This is a genomic window from Sphaerimonospora cavernae (assembly GCF_042435035.1).
Taxonomy (GTDB): Bacteria; Actinomycetota; Actinomycetes; order Streptosporangiales; family Streptosporangiaceae; genus Sphaerimonospora; species Sphaerimonospora cavernae.
The window spans coordinates 158,728-176,600 of the sequence record NZ_JBHMQT010000033.1; the positions used below are offsets into that span (position 1 = coordinate 158,728).

16 protein-coding genes are annotated in these 17,873 nt (G+C 70.0%); 5 read left to right on the plus strand and 11 right to left on the minus strand.

The window, feature by feature from the left end; genetic code table 11:
* Window positions 1-35: 35 nt before the first annotated feature.
* The 5 genes from ACFHYQ_RS15745 to metH all read right to left on the minus strand — a co-directional run bounded on the left by ACFHYQ_RS15745 (window position 36) and on the right by metH (window position 7,980).
* A complete protein-coding gene (locus ACFHYQ_RS15745) occupies window positions 36-1,802 on the minus strand; it encodes an ABC transporter substrate-binding protein (RefSeq protein WP_394301889.1) in 1,767 nt (588 codons plus the stop codon).
* Window positions 1,803-1,912: 110 nt separating this feature from the next.
* Window positions 1,913-2,914: an ABC transporter permease gene (locus tag ACFHYQ_RS15750; protein ID WP_394301890.1), complete on the minus strand. Its 1,002-nt coding sequence runs from the start codon at window positions 2,912-2,914 to the stop codon at window positions 1,913-1,915.
* Between the two features lie 245 nt (window positions 2,915-3,159).
* Window positions 3,160-3,753, minus strand: coding sequence for a cellulose synthase (locus tag ACFHYQ_RS15755; RefSeq protein ID WP_394301891.1), 594 nt, complete (start codon window positions 3,751-3,753; stop codon window positions 3,160-3,162).
* 81 nt (window positions 3,754-3,834) lie between these two features.
* A complete protein-coding gene (locus ACFHYQ_RS15760; RefSeq protein WP_394301892.1) occupies window positions 3,835-4,476 on the minus strand; it encodes an HAD family hydrolase in 642 nt (213 codons plus the stop codon).
* A 36-nt stretch (window positions 4,477-4,512) separates the two neighbouring features.
* Complete coding sequence (metH, locus tag ACFHYQ_RS15765; RefSeq protein WP_394301893.1) at window positions 4,513-7,980, minus strand: methionine synthase; 3,468 nt, start codon at window positions 7,978-7,980, stop codon at window positions 4,513-4,515.
* A gap of 113 nt (window positions 7,981-8,093) precedes the next feature.
* On the opposite strand from metH, the gene ACFHYQ_RS15770 reads away from it, so the two are divergent.
* The 3 genes from ACFHYQ_RS15770 to ACFHYQ_RS15780 all read left to right on the plus strand — a co-directional run bounded on the left by ACFHYQ_RS15770 (window position 8,094) and on the right by ACFHYQ_RS15780 (window position 10,444).
* Complete coding sequence (locus ACFHYQ_RS15770) at window positions 8,094-8,948, plus strand: PAC2 family protein (protein ID WP_394301894.1); 855 nt, start codon at window positions 8,094-8,096, stop codon at window positions 8,946-8,948.
* Window positions 8,949-9,043: 95 nt separating this feature from the next.
* Window positions 9,044-9,523: a peptide deformylase gene (locus ACFHYQ_RS15775; RefSeq protein ID WP_394301895.1), complete on the plus strand. Its 480-nt coding sequence runs from the start codon at window positions 9,044-9,046 to the stop codon at window positions 9,521-9,523.
* 177 nt (window positions 9,524-9,700) lie between these two features.
* A complete protein-coding gene (locus ACFHYQ_RS15780) occupies window positions 9,701-10,444 on the plus strand; it encodes a peptidoglycan recognition protein family protein (protein ID WP_394301896.1) in 744 nt (247 codons plus the stop codon).
* 46 nt (window positions 10,445-10,490) lie between these two features.
* Here ACFHYQ_RS15780 and mshC read toward each other — a convergent pair whose 3' ends face one another.
* The 6 genes from mshC to ACFHYQ_RS15810 all read right to left on the minus strand — a co-directional run bounded on the left by mshC (window position 10,491) and on the right by ACFHYQ_RS15810 (window position 15,688).
* Window positions 10,491-11,702: a cysteine--1-D-myo-inosityl 2-amino-2-deoxy-alpha-D-glucopyranoside ligase gene (mshC, locus tag ACFHYQ_RS15785; RefSeq protein WP_394301897.1), complete on the minus strand. Its 1,212-nt coding sequence runs from the start codon at window positions 11,700-11,702 to the stop codon at window positions 10,491-10,493.
* A gap of 28 nt (window positions 11,703-11,730) precedes the next feature.
* Window positions 11,731-12,456 carry an NRDE family protein gene (locus tag ACFHYQ_RS15790; RefSeq protein WP_394301898.1) on the minus strand — a complete coding sequence of 242 codons (726 nt, stop codon included), beginning with the start codon at window positions 12,454-12,456 and terminating at the stop codon, window positions 11,731-11,733.
* A 324-nt stretch (window positions 12,457-12,780) separates the two neighbouring features.
* A complete protein-coding gene (locus ACFHYQ_RS15795; RefSeq protein WP_394301899.1) occupies window positions 12,781-13,524 on the minus strand; it encodes an Rv2133c family protein in 744 nt (247 codons plus the stop codon).
* A 29-nt stretch (window positions 13,525-13,553) separates the two neighbouring features.
* A complete protein-coding gene (locus tag ACFHYQ_RS15800) occupies window positions 13,554-14,162 on the minus strand; it encodes an Rv2134c family protein (protein ID WP_394301900.1) in 609 nt (202 codons plus the stop codon).
* Between the two features lie 9 nt (window positions 14,163-14,171).
* Complete coding sequence (locus tag ACFHYQ_RS15805) at window positions 14,172-14,873, minus strand: histidine phosphatase family protein (protein WP_394301901.1); 702 nt, start codon at window positions 14,871-14,873, stop codon at window positions 14,172-14,174.
* Window positions 14,870-15,688, minus strand: a complete 819-nt coding sequence (locus ACFHYQ_RS15810) for an undecaprenyl-diphosphate phosphatase (protein WP_394301902.1) — start codon at window positions 15,686-15,688, stop codon at window positions 14,870-14,872. Before ACFHYQ_RS15810 ends, ACFHYQ_RS15805 begins: the two co-directional genes overlap by 4 nt.
* Window positions 15,689-15,723: 35 nt before the next feature.
* On the opposite strand from ACFHYQ_RS15810, the gene ACFHYQ_RS15815 reads away from it, so the two are divergent.
* Together ACFHYQ_RS15815 and ACFHYQ_RS15820 are read left to right on the plus strand one after the other, a co-directional pair.
* Window positions 15,724-16,662: an aldo/keto reductase gene (locus ACFHYQ_RS15815; RefSeq protein ID WP_394301903.1), complete on the plus strand. Its 939-nt coding sequence runs from the start codon at window positions 15,724-15,726 to the stop codon at window positions 16,660-16,662.
* 206 nt (window positions 16,663-16,868) lie between these two features.
* The gene (locus ACFHYQ_RS15820; protein WP_394301904.1) at window positions 16,869-17,858 is read left to right on the plus strand and encodes a hypothetical protein; all 990 of its coding nucleotides are present in this window, start codon (window positions 16,869-16,871) and stop codon (window positions 17,856-17,858) included.
* The last annotated feature ends 15 nt before the right edge of the window (window positions 17,859-17,873 follow it).

Consider the following 17,873-nt stretch of genomic DNA (forward strand, 5'->3'; position numbering starts at 1 on the left):
CCCCTTGCGCCTTGCCTGTCGGTTGCTCGACTCGGTTACTCGACGCCCAAGCTCGGGAAGTCGTACATGTCGAAGGCGCCGGTGACGTAGACGTTGGTCAGGCCCTTGCCCCGGAGGGTCAGCGCCTTCGCCCACACCGCGGGCAGCACGTAGGCGTTCTCCATCACCTTGCGGTCGATCTCGCCCCAGATGGCCTCACGCTTGGCGACGTCGGTCTCGGCGCTGGCCTGGTCGATCAGCGCGTCGATCTCGGGGCTCTTGATGCTGAGGTTGTAGTTGCCGGACTCGCGGATCGTCCGGCTGTCCACGATCTGCGACAGGAAGCCGAAGCCGTCGTTCCAGTCGGCCTGCCAGCCGTGGGCGGCCAGTCCGATGTTGTTCTTCTTGGTGTAGGCGGGCTTGCCGGCGTAGCTGCCGAAGTACTCGCTGGTGGGGAACCCCTTCAGGGTCAGCTTGATGCCGACCTTGGCCAGCGCCTGCTGCATCGACTCGGCGGCCGCCTGCTCCTTCGGACGGTCGGAGCGGAAGGTCATCGTCGTCTCGAACCCGTCGGGCTTTCCGCAGGCCGCGAGGGCCGCCTTGGCCTTCTCCACGTCACCGGTGCCGGTCGGGTAGAGGTCGAGCTTCTGCCAGCCGCCGATCGACGGCGGCATGAGGCCCGTGGCGATCTCGCCGGAGAGCTCCCCGCCGTAGGCGTTCTGCAGGCCCACCCGGTCGGCGGCGTAGATGACCGCCTTGCGGCACTCGACGTTGTCGAGCGGCGGGTTGTCGTCGAGGATCGGGATGTACCAGGTGCGCGGGGAGGTCGGGTTGTCGGCCCGGGCCTTGAGCTCGGGGTCACCCATGATCGTCCCGACTGCCGCGGCCTGGACGCCCGTGCCGGCGATGTCGACGTGCAGGTCACCCGCGATGATCCGGTTGTCCAGGTCGTTCGCCTCGACGCCGAGCTGGACCTCGTACCGGTCCGGCAGCGCCTTGCGGACCGGGTCGGTCGCCGGGTCCCAGTTGGGATTGCGCACCAGGGTGTACTGCTTGCCCTCCTCGACCTTCTCGAACATGTACGGGCCGGAGGCGACGGGGTGCTGGCGGTACTTGATGCCGGTGTCCTTGTCCTTCGGCACCGGGACCGTCGCGGGGAGCACGGCGAACTGGTCGAAGCCGCCGAAGGGCTTCTTCAGGTGGAAGACGATCGTCTGGTCGTCCGGCGTCTCGATCGCGGAGTCGGTGTTGACGTCCGGCGTCTTGTAGACGCTCTTGAAGTCCTTCGGCAGGTCCAGGTAGTCGTTGAAGTAGGTCGGGCCGTTGACGAACGTGTCCTTGTCGAGCTGGCGCAGCACGGCGTACTTCACGTCCTTGGACGTGATGGGGGTGCCGTCCTCGAACTTGAGGCCCGCGCGCAGCTTGTAGGTCCAGGTCTTGCCGCCGTCGGTCGCCTCGCCGAGGCTCTCCGCCAGGTCGGGGACGAGTTCGCGGCCCTTCGCGCCGGGGGCGAGGTTGTAGGTCACCAGCGTCCGGCTGTAGATGCGCAGGAAGTTCCAGGACATGGCGTAGTAGGTGTCCCCTGGGTCGATGGAGTCCCACGCCTCGGTGACCGCCATCTTCAGTGTGCCTCCCTTCTTGTCGGAGGGGTTCACCACGTTCTCCACCGCGGCGTTGAACTCCGGCTGCGGGCCCTGGGCCGCCGCGTTGCCGGTGTCACCCGTGCCGGTGCTCTTCTCGCTGCCGCCGCCGCAGGCCGACAGACCCAGGCTCATCGCGACAGCGGCGGCCAGAAGGGCCGACGAGGCGTATCTCTTTCTCATTGGTTGACACCCCTTGTGGATGGGAGTTGGGGAACTGTGCGGATCAACCGAGCGGATCAGCTGGGCAGATCAACTGTGGAGATCGGCCGGGGAGCCGGCTGGGACGGAGATCAACGGGACGACTTGGGGTCGAGCGCGTCGCGCAGACCATCGCCGAAGAGGTTGAAGGCCAGCACGGTGATGAAGATCGCCATGCCGGGGAAGAACATGAAGTGCGGCACCGTGTAGTAACGGACGGCCGCCGACAGCATCCCGCCCCACGTGGCGGTGGGCGGCTGGATGCCCACACCGAGGAACGACAGCGCCGCCTCGAACAGCACATTGGTCGGGATCAGCAGCGTCGCGTAGATGAGGATCGGCGCGATCAGGTTGGGCAGGATCTCCCGGAACAGGATGTACGGCCCGCGGGCGCCGAGGCTGCGGGCGGCGTCCACGAACTCCCGCTCCCGCAGGGAGAGCGTCTGCCCCCGGATGATCCGCCCGATGTAGGGCCAGTTGAAGAAGCCGATGACGAAGATCAGCAGGAGGATCCGGAGCGTGTCGCCCTTCACCGCGAGCTGGGTCTCGAACTGGGCGAGCACGCCGACCAGCGCGAGCGCGAGGACCAGCAGCGGGAAAGCGAGGAAGACGTCCATGACGCGGCTGATCAGGGTGTCGACCCAGCCACCGAAGTAGCCCGCGGTGATACCCATGATCGTCCCGATGACGAGCGACAGCAGTGTGGCGAAGAAGGCCACGAGCAGCGAGATCCGCGCGCCGTACAGAACCCGGCTGAACAGGTCGCGCCCGTTGACCGGCTCGACGCCGAACAGGAAGTCCGCACTGATGCCGGTGCCGCCCTTGGGCTGCATCGTCAGGGTGTCGATCATCTCCTGGTGGAACTCGTTCGGCGGGTGCCCGAACCAGTTCACGAGGATCGGCGCGAAGATCGCCACCAGGATCAGGAAGATGATCACAAAGCCGCCGCCCATCGCGACCTTGTCGCGTTTGAGGCGCGTCCACGCGATCTGGCCGAGTGAACGGCCCTGGATGGCTTTGGCGCCCGCGCCCTGAGAGACGGCTTCCGGTGCGGCGTGCTGCTCGTCACCGGAGACGTCGAGCGGTGCGGTCATGTGCTGTCAGCCCCCTGGATCCCAGACGACGTTGTCCAAGAAGGTCCGATGGGTATGCGGACCCCCGGAGGCAGAATCTATGGCCTGAGCTGGGATGACCAGTCCCCAGGGGCACCCTGTGGCTCAACTGTGATTGACGCGAAACTCATTCGTGTTGATCTTGAATAAACTATCTTGGCTTGATCTCGGTTGTGTCCCGGAACCGTGACATTGCACAAGATCTGTAACACTGTCCCAGAATGCGGTCAGCTGATGCCGCGCCGCTTGAGGATCTCCTCGATGTCAGAGAAGTCGTCAGAGGGCGGCGCCGACTTGACGGGCCCTGACTTGACGGGCCCAGACTTGACGGGCCCAGACTTGCCCGAGCCGATGCTCCCGGTGGTCGCGGGTCCGGTGGTCGCGGGTCCGGTGGTCGCGGGTCCGGTGGTCGCGGGCCGCTCCACCTGACGCGGCTCGGTCTTCCCCGTCGTGCCCGCACCGCGGGCCCGGGACAGGGCGCGGCCGCGCATGGCGCCGGAGACGACGAAGAGCACGGCGGACAGCCCGGCCAGGACGACCCCCGCCCAGACCACGGGCGAGAGCACCAATCCGGCGACGAAGCGGACGGCGGCGGAGCCGATGTCCCACAGCGTGCGGTGCGCACCGGTCAGATAGGCGGCCAGTGGCAGCAGCGACCACGCGGTGGCGCGCAGGCCTGCTGTCGCTCCCCTGCGGCGGAAGGCCAGGAAGCTGAGGACGATCCCGACGGCTGTGAGTCCGGCGCAAAGCGGCAGCCACGCGATCTGGTCATATGTCATGACGAACCCCTCGTCTCGTACGGCGTTCTTCCATCCTGGCACGCCATACGGCCCTCCGCCGGGGCCGGTCCGGACGGTGAGCGGAGGGACGAGCGGGCCCGGCCGGGCGGACAGGCGAGGCGATCAGACGACGAGCGAGCGGAGCAGTTCCACGTCCACGTGCCGCAGCGACGGCATGACGACCCGTCCGGGCGCCTGGGCGATCGGCAGGACGCTCGGTACGGCGACCACCCGGCAGCCGGCCGCCGTCGCCGACGCGACCCCGTTCGGCGAGTCCTCGAGCACGATGCAGCGCGCGGGGTCGGCCGACAGCAGGCGGGTCGCCGTGAGGTAGGGCTCGGGGTGGGGCTTGGTCCGGGTGACGTCGTCGGCCGTCACGATCACCTCGAAGTGCTCGCGGCCGACGAACTTGAGCACCGCGTCGGCGATCGCCCGCAGGGATGAGGTGACAAGTCCGGCGCGGATCCCGTGGTCGGCCAGCTCACGCAACAGCTCGACCGCCCCCGGCATGGGCGCCACGCCCGCCGCCAGGCGCCGCTCCATGCCGTCCATCAGCCACGATCCGATGACGACCGGGGCCACGTCGGCCCCGGTCAGCTCCAGCATGTAGGCGATGCTCCGTTCCCACGAGCCGCCGACGAGCCGCTCCTGGTGCTCCGGCCCCCACGACCCGCCGAGGCGGGTGACCACCTCGCACTCGACTTCGAACCACACCCGCTCGGTGTCGACGAGCAGACCGTCCATGTCGAACAGCACCGCGTCCACGTCGCCCCTTTCCCCCGACTTCCCAGAACTTTCCTGCTAGACGTTGAAGTACTTCGCCTCCGGGTGATGGGCGACCAGCGCCGAGGTGGCCTGCTCGGGGTGGAGCTGGAACCCCTCCGACAGCTCGACGCCGATCCGCGCCGGCTCGAGCAACCCCATGAGCTGGACCTGATCCTCAAGGTTGGGACACGCGGGGTAACCGAAGGAGTAGCGGCAGCCGGTGATGTCGACCTTGAGCATGTCGGCCAGCGACTCCTCGCCCCCGATGCCCAGTTCGGAGCGCACCCGGGCGTGCCAGTACTCCGCCAGCGCCTCGGTGAGCTGGACGGACAGCCCGTGAAGCTCCAGGTAGTCCCGGTAGGCGTCCTTCGCGAACAGTTCGGCCGTGGCCTGGCTGATCCGGTGGCCCATCGTGACGACCTGGAAGGCGACCACGTCGACCTCGCCGGACTCGCGGCGGCGGAAGAAGTCGGCCAGGCACAGGTGCCGGTCGCGGCGCTGGCGCGGGAACGTGAAGCGGGTGCGTTCGTCGCCGGCCTCGTCGAGGATGATCAGGCTGTCGCCCTCGCTCACGCAGGGGAAGTAGCCGTAGACGACTGCCGCCTCCAGCAGGTTCTCGGTCTGCAGTCGGTCCAGCCACATGCGCAGCCGCGGCCGGCCCTCGGTCTCGATGAGCTCCTCGTACGACGGCCCGTCGCCGCCCCTGGCCGCCTTCAGCCCCCACTGGCCCATGAACGTGGCCCGCTCGTCGAGGAACGCGGCGTAGTCGGCGAGCGGAATGCCCTTGATCACCCGGTCGCCGAAGAAGGGCGGCACGGGCACCGGGTTGTCGCCGGCCACGTCCGACCGGTCCGGCAGGTCCTCGACGGCCGTACGCTTCAGCACCGCGCCCGTCTTGACCCGGCGCTCCCGCAGCGGAGGCAGCGCGGCCCCCTCCTCGCCGCGCTTGACCGCCATGAACGCGTCCATCAGCCGCAGGCCCTCGAACGCGTCCTTGGCGTAGCGCACCTCGCCCTGGAATAGGTCGGCCAGGTCCTGCTCGACGTACGCCCGGGTCAGCGCCGCGCCGCCGAGCAGCACCGGGAAACTGCCGGCGATCCCCCGGGAGTTCATCTCCTCGAGGTTCTCCTTCATGACGACCGTCGACTTCACCAGCAGCCCGGACATGCCGACCACGTCGGCCTGCTTCTCCTCGGCCGCCTCCAGGATCGCCGACACCGGCTGCTTGATGCCGAGGTTCACCACCTCGTAGCCGTTGTTGGACAGGATGATGTCGACCAGGTTCTTGCCGATGTCGTGGACGTCGCCCTTGACCGTGGCCAGCACGATCCGGCCCTTCGTGGCGCCCTCGACCCGATCCATGTGCGGTTCCAGGTACGCCACGGCGGACTTCATGACCTCGGCCGACTGGAGCACGAACGGGAGCTGCATCTGGCCGGAGCCGAACAGTTCGCCCACCGTCTTCATGCCGTCGAGCAGCACGTCGTTGATGATCTCCAGGGCGGGCCGCTGGGCGAGCGCGTCGCCGAGGTCGGCCTCCAGGCCCTTGCGCTCCCCGTCGATGATCCGCCGCTTGAGCCGCTCCCACAGCGGCAGCGCGGCCAGTTCCGCCGCCTTGCCGGCCTTCATCGCCGCGGCGTCGACGCCCTCGAACAGCTCCATGAACCGCTGCAGCGGGTCATAGCCGTCCCGGCGCCGGTCGTAGACCAGGTCGAGCGCGACCTGACGCTGCTCGTCGGGGATCCTGGCCATCGGCAGGATCTTGGACGCGTGCACGATGGCCGAGTCGAGCCCGGCGTTGACGCACTCGTTCAGGAAGACCGAGTTGAGCACCATGCGCGCGGCCGGGTTGAGGCCGAACGAGATGTTGGACAGGCCAAGCGTGGTCTGCACGCCCGGATAGCGGCGCTTGAGTTCGCGGATCGCCTCGATCGTCTCCAGGCCGTCGCGTCGGGTCTCCTCCTGGCCGGTGGCGATCGGGAAGGTCAGGCAGTCGACGACGATGTCCTCGACCCGCATGCCCCAGTTCCCGACGAGGTCGTCGACCAGGCGGGAGGCGATCCCGACCTTCCACTCGGCGGTTCGGGCCTGGCCCTCCTCGTCGATGGTCAGCGCGACCACGGCGGCGCCGTGCTCCCGGACCAGCCGCATGATCTTCGTGAAGCGCGAGTCGGGCCCGTCGCCGTCCTCGTAGTTCACCGAGTTGACGACCGCCCGGCCGCCGAGCATCTCCAGCCCGGCCTCCAGCACGGCCGGCTCAGTCGAGTCGATCACGATCGGCAGCGTCGAGGCGGTGGCGAAGCGGAACGCCAGCTCCTTCATGTCGGCGACGCCGTCCCTGCCGACGTAGTCGACGCACAGGTCCAGCATGTGCGCGCCGTCGCGGGCCTGCGCCCGGGCGATCTCGACGCACTCCTCGTAGTCGCCGGCCAGCATCGCCTCGCGGAACGCCTTGGAGCCGTTGGCGTTGGTCCGCTCGCCGATCGCCAGATAAGACGTGTCCTGCCGGAACGGCACGCTCTGGTAGAGGGATGCCGCCCCCGCCTCGGGACGCGGCCGCCGTACGGTCCGGGACCGGCCGTCCACGCGCTCGACGACCTGGCGCATGTGCTCGGGGGTGGTGCCGCAGCAGCCGCCCACCAGCGCGAGCCCGTAGTCGCGCAGGAACGCGTCGTGCGCGTCGGCGAGCTCGCCGGGCGTGAGCGGGTAGTGGGCGCCGTCGGCCGTGAGCTGCGGCAGCCCGGCGTTCGGCATGCAGGACAGCGGCAGGCGCGAGTGCTTGGCGAGGTGGCGCAGGTGCTCGCTCATCTCGGTCGGCCCGGTGGCGCAGTTGAGACCGATCAGGTCGGCGCCCAGCGGCTCGACCGAGGTCAGCGCCGCGCCGATCTCCGAGCCCAGCAGCATCGCGCCGTTGGTCTCGATGGTCACCTGCGCGATGATCGGCACGTCGCGCCCGGCGGCCTCGATCGCCCGCTTCGCGCCGACGATCGCGGCCTTGACCTGCAGCAGATCCTGGCAGGTCTCGATGATCAATGCGTCGGCCCCGCCCGCGATCAGCCCTGCCGCGTTGTCTCGGTAGGCGTCGCGCAGGGTCGCGTACGGCAGATGCCCCAGGGTGGGGAGCTTGGTGCCCGGTCCCATCGAGCCGAGCACGAACCGGGGGTGATCGGCGGTGGACCAGGAGTCGGCCCGCTCCCGGGCGAGCCGTGCTCCGGCCTCGGAGTACTCATGGATCCGGTCGGCGATGCCGTACTCGCCGAGGGCCGCGCGGTTGGAGTTGAAGGTGTTGGTCTCGACGCAGTCGACGCCGACCGCGAGGTAGGCGTCGTGGACGGCCCGCACGATGTCGGGACGGCTGACGTTGAGCACGTCGTTGCAGCCCTCGTGGCCCTGGAAGTCGTCGAGCGTCGGGTCGTAGGACTGCAGCATCGTCCCCATTGCCCCGTCGGCGACCAGGACTCGCTGGGACAGCACTTCTCGGAAGGACGGTCTGCTGCTGCTCATGGGGGAAAGACTATCGGCACGCCCGTCAAAGCCGCCGAACGTGCCTCCCCGCTCCCCCCAGCGAATAGTCTTGGACTTGACCATACGTCCCGTGGGCCAGTGAGGGAGGCGGCGTGATCGAGCTCGAAGGGCTCCCAGAGCTCGTCGACCCGGTGCTGATCGCCGCGTTCGAAGGGTGGAACGACGCCGGCGAGGCGTCGAGCGGAGTGCTCGCTCACCTCGAGGCGGAGTGGAAGGCGACACCGCTCGTCGAGCTGGATCCGGAGGACTACTACGACTTCCAGATGACCCGTCCCATCGTGGAGATGGGCGACGGTCTCACCCGGTCCATCACCTGGCCGACGACGCGGCTGCTGCTGGCTCGTCCGCCGGGTGCCGAGCGTGACGTGGTGCTGCTGCGCGGCATCGAGCCCAACATGCGCTGGCGGTCGTTCTGCGCGGAGATCGTCGGTCTGTGCCAGGACCTGGGAGTGGAGTTCGCCATCCTGCTCGGCGCGCTGCTCAACGACTCCCCGCACACCCGGCCGGTGCCCATCGTGGGCTCGGTGAGCGACCCGGGCATGGCCCGCTCGCTCAACCTCGAGCCGACCAAATACGAAGGCCCCACGGGCATCGTGGGCGTGCTGCAGCACACACTCGGCCATGCCGGGCTGCGTACGGTCTCCCTGTGGGCGTCGGTCCCCCACTACGTCGCCCAGCCGCCGAACCCGAAGGCCACGCTGGCGCTGCTGCGCCGCATCGAGGACGTCCTCGACGTCCCTGTGCCGTACGGCGACCTGGCCGAGGAGGCTCGAGCCTGGGAGCACGGCGTCGATGAGCTCGCATCGCAGGACAGCGAGGTGGCCGACTACGTCAGGGAGCTGGAGGAGCGCAAGGACGCGGCCGAGCTCCCCGAGGCGAGCGGGGACGCCATCGCGGCCGAGTTCGAGCGTTACCTGCGCCGCCGCGACCGCGGCACCGACCGCTGAGCCGGCGTTTGCGAAAGGTTGGCCTCCCGCCTAAGCGGGCATCGTCTTCTCTGTGATCGTCTTCTCTGTGATCTTCGTCGCCGCGGGGAGCGTGCATGGCCGTACGGCAGATCCTGATGTTCGCCGATCCGGCGCTGCGCGCCCCGGCCGAGCCCGTCACCACCTTCGACCGGTCGCTGCGTGATCTCGTCAAGTCGCTCACCGCGACGCTGCGTGCCGGTCCCGGCCGGGCCGGGCTCGCCGCGCCGCAGATCGGGGTCCCGCTCCGGGTGATCGCCTACGCCGTCGAGGGCAGGGCGGGTCACGTCGTGAACCCGCGCCTGGAGCTTTCGGCGCGGACCGTGGTGGCCGACGAGGCGTGCCTTTCCGCGCCCGGCGTCTGGTGGCCCAGGGAGCGGTCGTTCTCCGCCGTCGCCCGCGGCAGGGACATGTACGGCAGGCCGGTGACGCTGCGGGCGATCGGCACCCTGGCCCGGGTCCTCCAGCACGAGGTCGATCACCTGGACGGCGTGCTCTTCATCGATGATCTGCCCGCCGAGGAGCAGCAGCGCTTCCACTCCGAAATTTCCGGGTGATTTATCCCTACATAGTCGCATTTCTCGTATGACGCTTTCGCGTTTCCGAGCAATTCGGGCATTTCGCTAGACATTTCGGTCGACATGTGACCGGTTCGCGACCTGCAGGAATAGCCGGGCCGGGCGCGGGGGACTACCGATGCATCCTCCCGACGGACCTTTCCTGGGAGGGCGCATTTGCCAGCGATCACACGCCGGTCATTCCTGTCGGCCGGAAGCGGAATCGCCTTGGCGGTCCTGAGCGGCGCGCGGGCCGAGGCCGGCGTGGCGGGGACGGCGGCGGACGGGCCGTCGCGCCCCCGCATCCGCACCAGGGACGAGTGGGACGCCGTCGCGCCGAAGAGCAAGGCCATCGTGCTCGACACCCCGCCGGACCGGATCGTCATTCACCACACGGCCACGGCCAACACCACCGATCTGAGCCTCGATGCGGCCTACCGGCTCTCCCGCGCGATCCAGCGCTACCACATGCGGCACAACCGCTGGGCGGACATCGGCGAGCAGCTCACGGTCAGCAGGGGCGGCCACATCATGGAGGGCCGCAACCGGACGCTGCCCGCGATCTCCCGGGGCGGCAACGTGGTGGGCGCGCAGGCCGCCGGCCACAACCGCCACACGCTCGGGATCGAGACCGAGGGCACCTATACCGCCGAGCTGCCCCCGCCCGCCCAGCTCGCCTCGCTGACCACGTTGCTGGCCTGGCTCTGCTCGACCTACCGGCTCGACCCCGAGGTCGCCATCATCGGTCACCGCGATCTCAACAAGACCGCCTGCCCCGGTGACCGCTTCTACGCATACCTGCCGGAACTGCGGGCGGGGGTGGCCCGCAAGCTGGGCCGCCGCCGCCCGCCGGAGGACGAGCCGCCGGACGGCGAGCCGCCCGATCCGGACGAAACCGACGACGCGCCGGAAGACCGGTGAGCGGCCTGCCGTCATCGGTCAGAGGGCGCCGGTCAGAGGGCGCCGATCAGAGGGCGATGCCGAGGAGCGCGTCGGCAGTGTCACGGACCAGCCCGGGGGCGGTGGCGTCGTCCCCCTCTGCCGCCGCCCACGCGTCAATGAGCTCGAGCGCCCCGGACGCGTCCAGGTCGTCGGCCACCCGCTCACGCACCGCCGCCAGCAGGGCCGCGCCGTCCGGTCCGGCGGGCCGGGCCGCCGCCGTCCGCCACCGGGCCAGCCTGGCCTCGGCCTCGGCGAGCTGTGACGGTGTCCACTCCCAGTCGGCTCGGTAGTGGCGGGCCAGCAGCGCGAGCCGGATGGCCATCGGGTCGGCTGTCTCCCGCAGCCGGGACACGAACACGAGGTTGCCCCGGGACTTCGACATCTTCTCGCCGTCGAGGCCCACCATGCCGGCATGCACGTACGCCCGTGCGAACGGCCACTCACCGGTGGCCACATGCCCCTCACAGGCGCCCATCTCATGGTGGGGGAAGATCAGGTCGGAGCCGCCGCCGGCGACGTCGAAGCCGCTGCCGAGGTTGCGCAGCGCGATGGCGGTGCACTCGACATGCCAGCCCGGGCGGCCGCGGCCGAACGGTGAGGGCCAGGAGGGCTCCCCGGGGCGCTCACGCCGCCACAGCAGCCAGTCGAGCGGGTGACGCTTGCCCTCGCGCCCGGGATCCCCGCCCCGCTCGGCGAACAGTTCCAGCATGGTCTCCTCCGGCAGTCCCGAGACGGCTCCGAACTTGGGTGCCGCCGCGACCGGGAAGTAGACGTCCCCGTCGATCTCGTAGGCGGCGCCCCGCTCGGCGAGCCGGCCGATCAGGTCCGTGATCTGCTCGATGACCTCGGTGACGCCGACGTACTCGCGGGGCGGCAGGATGCGCAGCGCCTCCATGTCGGACCGAAACAGCTCGATCTCGCCCTCGGCGAGCTCCTGCCAGTCCCGGCCCGTCGCCTCGGCACGTTCCAGCAGGGGGTCGTCCACGTCGGTGGCGTTCTGCGTGTAGTGGACGTCGTGGCCGGCGTCCCGCCAGACGCGGTTGACCAGATCGAAGGCGAGATAGGTGTTCGCGTGCCCGAGATGGGTCGCGTCATATGGCGTGATGCCGCAGACGTACATCCGGGCCTCCCCGGCCGGTGCGGTCTCGCGGATCTCACGTGCGGCGGTGTCGTACAGCCGGAGCGGTAGACCTGAACCGGGCAACTTGGGGATATTCGGGACAGACCACGATCGCATGGTCTGAAGCCTATCCGCTTGGTGCGGTTCAGCCGGTCTCGACCTGATGCCAGGAGGACAGGTCATCCGGCAGCGGGCAGAAGTCGTAGCGCATGCCGCGCTCGGCCAGGGCGACCAGGGTGACCGACAGGCTCGCGAAGACCCGCCCGTCGGGCAGCATGTGCCGCACCAGCAGGGCGCGGGGATCGTCGCCGGGCAGCGCGGCCTGGGAGGTCAGGCGCAGCCACTCGCCCCAGAAACGCGCCGGCGAGCAGTCCTCCCGCCACCGCGGCCGTGCCTCGGCGGCGAACCTGGGCAGGAACCACGACGCCCGGGGGTTGCCGTCGCCGCGTTCCCAGCCCGAGTTGACCACCATGTGCAGGCCCGGAGGCAGCTTGTCCTCGGTGAGGCCATCGCCGTCCCAGCTCCACAGGCGCACCCCGTCGAGCCCGCCGACCAGCAGATGAAACGGGTCATAGCGATCCAGTTCCACCGGCGGGAGCTCGCCTGTCTCGGCGGCCAGCAGCGGGAGTTCGCCGCGCGACCGGCGAGCGGCGGCAGGCGCCGGGACGCCTCGGCCGTTGAGCAACGCGGCGACCCGTGGCACGGCCGGGTGGGTGGCCAGCCAGGTGCCCCCGGCCTCCAGGTCCCGGCCGCCGATCAGTCCAGGGTGATCGGGCCAGTGCCGCGCGGGGGACATCCAGGGGCGGCTGACGATCTCGTCACGCACACCGGCGAGGAGCACCGGTGCCGAGGCCTCCGGATCGACGCTCACGATGACCGTACACACTGCGTGTTCCCTCCATAACGGTAGAGACTTCTGCAGAGTGCACAATCCCTACGATTTATGCAAGAGCCCTCGCAGCCTAGTGCCCCAGGCGGCGCAGCGAGATCCCGCCCCGGGCGGTCGGGTTCCCGCACGTCGAGAGCCGCGTCCCTGGTGGACGGGACACGGGCAGGCCGACACTCTCGGAAACGACGGCAGTCGCGTACGGACGGATTCGGCTCGCCACCCGGGCCGAAGCGATCGCCCGGGCACGGGACGCGCGCCTCGGCACGAACGGCCGAGAAGGTTGATCGTCTATCGCCGGGCAGTCGGCTAGACGGGGGGCCAGGGGATCGCCGGCCAGTCCTCCGAGGGGTGGGGGTGGACGCCGGTCTCGGTGAGGCGCCTGACCCGGTCCCGGGTGGCCGCGACCTCGGCCGGGACGAGCAGTTCCCGCAGCCTGCGGCCGAGCCTGCCCTTGTCGATCTCACGCTCCAGCCGCACCAGCGCCGACACCGCCTCACGAGGAAGCGGCCTGCCCCGCCACTGCCACAGCACCGTGCGCAACTTGTCGGACACGGCGAAGCAGACCCCGTGATCGACCCCGTACACGTGCCCGTCGGGCAGCGGCAGCAGATGGCCGCCCTTGCGGTCGGCGTTGTTGACCACGGCGTCGAACACCGCCATGCGGCGCAGCGCGGAATTGCGGCTGCGCATCAGGGCCACCAGGTCGGCCTCAGGATCGGCGTCGATCCACAGCTGCACCATGCCGGGTCCGAAGGGGCCGTCGCGGTAGACCGTCGGGGGCACGATCCGCCAGCCCGTCGCCGCGGCGACCTCGTAGGCGGCGACCTCCCGGGCGGCGAGGGTGCCGTCGGGGAAGTCCCACAGCGGCCGCTCCCCCCGCACCGGCTTGTACACGCAGGCCGCGGTGTGCTCGCCGTTCCTGATCGTGCAGTAGAGCGTCATGTTGCTGGCCTCGACCAGCCGTCCGGCCACCTCCATCACACCGTCCCGCAGCAGCCGCAGCGCGGTGGCGTCGTCGAGCGCCGGTCCCTCCATCTCTGTGAAACCCATATTTTTGAAACCCGGCTCGCCTCCGGCGGTCATACAGTCCCCTGCCCGGTCAGTCCCCCCGGATGGTGGCCGTTGAGCCGGACGCACATGTGGCCCCCCGGATCGAGCGGTCTGCCGCACAGCGGGCAGGGCGGGCGGCCGGCCGCGACGATTTCCAGGGCGCGCCTGCTGAACGCGCGGGCGGCGGCGGCGCTGATGCGCACCCGTAGGACGGCGGGCTCGGGCCGGTCACCGAGAAGCCGGTCACCGAGAAGAGAGGCGACGTCATCCTCGTCATCCTCCTCGTCCTCGTCGGTCGCCTCCTGCGCCTCGATGATCACCTGGGAGGTCTCCGGATCCCAGGCGAGCGCCATCGTCCCCACCCGGAACTCCTCATCCACCGGCAGGTCGAGGGGGCCTTCATCGGTCAACTCCGTCGGCGCCACCGCCGGGACGGGCGCGCGGCCGCCAGTACGGCGCAGCACCTCGTCGAGCAACTCGTCCAGGCGGTCGGCGAGCACGGCGACCTGGAACTTCTCGAGTGCGACCGTCGTGATCCTGCCCTGGCCCCGGGCCTGCAGGAAGAAGGCTCGCGCGCCCGGTTGCCCAACGGCACCGGCCACGAACCTGTCAGGCGGATCGTAGTCGAAGACCGGCATAGCCTGACCTTACGTGGTTCCGGGTCCGCCGCCGACGGCGGCGTCGCTTCCGGTGAGGTTTTCTCCCCCGCCCGTATCCTCCGGAACCTCACTCCGAGGCATCAGATTGGCGACCTCCCCCCCGACGTCGTTGGCCCTGAGCAGGAACGGCCGCAGCGAGGTGTACCTGATCACGGTCACGGAGGCCGGGTCGACGGTGATCCGCTGGAACTGGTCCAGGTGCAGCCCGAGCGCGTCCGCCACGATCGCCTTGATCACGTCACCGTGGCTGCACACGAGGTAGGTCGCCTTCTCGCCCAGCCGCTCGTTCCATTCGCGTACCGCGCGCACGGCCCGGCTCTGCACGTCGGCCATGGCCTCGCCGCCGGGGAACACCGCGGCACTCGGGTGGGCCTGCACTACCTGCCACAGCGGCTCCTTGGCGAGATCCTCGAGCGGCCTGCCGGTCCACTCGCCGTACCCGCACTCCCCGAACCGCTCGTCGGTCTCCACCGACACGGCCCGGCCGTGCGCGACGGCCGCCGCCGTCTCCCGGCACCGCTCCAGTGGGCTGGAGACGATCGCGTCGAGTTCGAGGGGTTCGAGTCGCCGCGCCACGGCGCCGGCCTGCTCGCGGCCGCGCTCGTCGAGATGCACGCCCGGGGTCCACCCGGCGAGCACGGGCCCGGTCAGCTCGGTGAGGCCGTGCCGCAGGAGAAGAAGGGTCGTCATGACGAGATCACCCCGAGGGTGAGCAGGGTGAGCAGGAACGCCCCGGCGAAGACTCGGTACACCACGAACAGGATCGTCGAATGCTTCGCGACGTAACGCAACAGCCAGGCGATCGAGGCGTACCCGACGATGAACGAGACCGCGGTGGCGATCACCGTCGGCGTCACCGGCACGCCGCCGCCGTCGCCCACGTGCCGCAGTTCGAACAGGCCGGACAGGACCACGGCGGGAACCGACAGCAGGAACGAGTAGCGGGCGGCCGCCTCGCGCGTGTACCCGAGGAACATGGCGCCGGTCATCGTCGAGCCCGAGCGCGAGGCCCCGGGGATCAGCGGCGCCATCTGCCACAGGCCGACGATCAGGCCGTCCCGCATGGTGAGGTGAGCGACCTCCTTCTTCTTCCGGCCCCACTGGTCGGCCAGTAGCAGGAGCATGCCGAACACGATCAGGAACGTCGCGTTCAGCCAGAGGTTGCGCGCCGGGCCCTCGATCGTGTCCTTGAAGAGCAGGCCGGCGACGCCGATCGGGATCGTGCCGAGGCCGATGTACCAGCCCATGCGCGCGTCGAGGTCGCCACGCAGCTCCGGCGTCCACAGGCTGCGCAGCCAGGTCCAGAAGATCCTGACGATGTCGCGCCAGAAGAAGATGACGACCGCCAGCATCGTGCCGAGCTGGATCACCGCGGTGAACGCCGCACCGGGGTCGGCCCATCCGGCCAGTTTCGGCACGATCAGCAGGTGCGCGGAGCTCGAGATGGGCAGGAACTCCGTCAGCCCCTGCACGACGCCGAGCACGATGGCTTGCAGTACGTCCATGGTGCCGACAGCCTATCGGCTAGTCTTGCCAGGCAATGGACCAGCGATTAGTCGGGCGCAGCGGTCTTTCGGTGTCCAGGATCGGGCTCGGCACGATGACCTGGGCCCGGGACACCTCGGCCGAGGAGGCGACCGCTCAGCTCACCGCGTTCGCCGACGCCGGGGGCACGCTGATCGACACCGCCGACGTGTACGGCGAGGGCGACGCGGAGCGTCTGCTCGGCACGCTCATCCGCGACGTGGTGCCCCGATCCGAACTGGTGATCGCCACCAAGGCGGTGCTCACCCCGGAGGGCGGCCGCAACGCCTCACGCCGCCACCTCATCCGCGCCCTCGACGCCTCGCTGGCCCGGCTCGGGATCGACGAGGTGGACCTGTGGCAGCTCCACGCCTTCGACCACGCCATCCCCCTGGAGGAGACCCTCGCCGCCGTCGACTTCGCGGTCTCCACCGGACGTACGGCATATGCCGGGGTGTGCAACTACGCGGGGTGGCAGCTCGCCGCGGCGGCCGTGTGGCAGCGGTGCGGTGAGGCCCGGGCTCCTGTCGTGTCGGCCCAGGCCGAATACTCCCTGCTCGCCCGCGACGCGGAGCTGGAACTGCTGCCGGCCGCCGCGCACGTGGGAGTCGGCGTGCTCGCCTGGTCGCCGCTCGGGCGGGGCGTGCTGACCGGGAAGTACCGTACCGGCGTCCCCGCCGACTCCCGGGCGGCCACGCCGCATTTCGCCGACTTCGTCCGGCCCTATCTCGATGAGCGGTGCCGGCGGATCGTGGAGTCCGTGACGACCGCCGCCGACGGCCTCGGCGTGTCGCCGCTCACGGTGGCGCTCTCCTGGATCCGCGACCGGCCGGGCGTGTCGTCGGCGATCGTCGGCGCGCGGACCCACGCGCAACTCCTCGGCGTGCTGCAGGCCGAGAAGCTGACTCTCCCCTGGGAGATCCGCGAGGCCCTCGACGACGTCTCCGACTCCTGACCGCGGAACGAGAAACCCATTCACGTATCACACATCGATACCGAACCGCAACTTTCTACTGCATAACCCCGGCAGTGTGGCGAAGAGTACAGAGGCGGCAAGAAACACTTCGGGGCCCGGATATCGGGGGGACCGGCGTTGTTCGGGGCACTGACAGGGGTTCGGGGGGCTGGGGCGAGACGTGAGGGTTTAGGGAGAGGGATTCAATGGGGATCGGACGCAAGGCCTCCGCGATCTCCGGGGGGGCGCTCGCGCTCGCCCTGGGCGGAGGACTGCCCGTTCTGAACGCGACACCGGCGTACGCGCTGGACTGCACCGGCGGCGGCCTCATATCGGGCGTCACCAACACCCTGTGCTCGGTGGTGGGCGGCGTGACCGGCACCGTGAACCAGGTGACCGACACGGTCGACCACGCGACCGGCGGCACGACGGCTCCGCTCAGCCAGACCGTGAACGGCACCCTCGGCGCAGTGGACGGCGCGGCCCGCACGACACTCGACAACGTCGGCCACACCGTGGACGGCACCGTCGACTCCCTGGGCGGCACACTGGGCGGCACGGCGGGCGGCACCCTGGGCAAGACCGGACAGACGGTCGGCGAAACGGTCGGCAAGACCACGCGGACGGTCGGTGAGACAGTCGGCAGAACCACACGGGGGGTCGGTGAGACGGTGGGCGAGGTGGTCCCGAGTGTCGCCCCCACCGCCAAGCATCTCACCGAGGGGCTGACCGGCGCCGTACGGGACACCTGCCTGCCGCTGGTCAGCGGAACCCGGTGCGCCGACTCCCGGGAGGGGAAGGCGCAGCCCGGGGGGCACGTCGACGGGACGCCGCCGCGGGCGTCCCGGGAGGGGGCCCTCCCGGTCGAACCGTACCGCCCGCGGTTCGTCCCCACGGGGCATCGGACCGAGGCCGAGGGCAAGCGGGTGAGCCCCGACACCGACGGCGTCATCCCGCTGCTGTGGCCCGGGCAGCGGATCCCGGACATCATGCTCCGCAACCGCGGCGAGACGGTACGCCCGGGCAGGTCGCACGACCCGGTCGGGACGGCTCTGACGGCGGCGCTGCTGCTGTCGGCGCTGCTCGCCACACGCGTGGTCTCGGCCCGGCGGGCACGCGCGGAGCAGCGGGAGTCGATCCCGTTCGAAGGCGGAATCCAGCTGCCGAGCCGGTCAGGACGGCACCGGCTCGCCTGAAGCCTCCGGCGCGGG

Bases quoted from the DNA above. Each gene is read 5' to 3' on its own strand.
- ACFHYQ_RS15745 (WP_394301889.1), bottom strand. From the start codon at position 1,802: ATGAGAAAGAGATACGCCTCGTCGGCCCTTCTGGCCGCCGCTGTCGCG.
- ACFHYQ_RS15750 (WP_394301890.1), bottom strand. From the start codon at position 2,914: ATGACCGCACCGCTCGACGTCTCCGGTGACGAGCAGCACGCCGCACCG.
- metH (WP_394301893.1), bottom strand. From the start codon at position 7,980: ATGAGCAGCAGCAGACCGTCCTTCCGAGAAGTGCTGTCCCAGCGAGTC.
- ACFHYQ_RS15775 (WP_394301895.1), top strand. From the start codon at position 9,044: ATGGCCGTACGGCAGATCCTGATGTTCGCCGATCCGGCGCTGCGCGCC.
- mshC (WP_394301897.1), bottom strand. From the start codon at position 11,702: ATGCGATCGTGGTCTGTCCCGAATATCCCCAAGTTGCCCGGTTCAGGT.
- ACFHYQ_RS15795 (WP_394301899.1), bottom strand. From the start codon at position 13,524: ATGGGTTTCACAGAGATGGAGGGACCGGCGCTCGACGACGCCACCGCG.
- ACFHYQ_RS15800 (WP_394301900.1), bottom strand. From the start codon at position 14,162: ATGCCGGTCTTCGACTACGATCCGCCTGACAGGTTCGTGGCCGGTGCC.
- ACFHYQ_RS15805 (WP_394301901.1), bottom strand. From the start codon at position 14,873: ATGACGACCCTTCTTCTCCTGCGGCACGGCCTCACCGAGCTGACCGGG.
- ACFHYQ_RS15810 (WP_394301902.1), bottom strand. From the start codon at position 15,688: ATGGACGTACTGCAAGCCATCGTGCTCGGCGTCGTGCAGGGGCTGACG.
- ACFHYQ_RS15815 (WP_394301903.1), top strand. From the start codon at position 15,724: ATGGACCAGCGATTAGTCGGGCGCAGCGGTCTTTCGGTGTCCAGGATC.
- ACFHYQ_RS15820 (WP_394301904.1), top strand. From the start codon at position 16,869: ATGGGGATCGGACGCAAGGCCTCCGCGATCTCCGGGGGGGCGCTCGCG.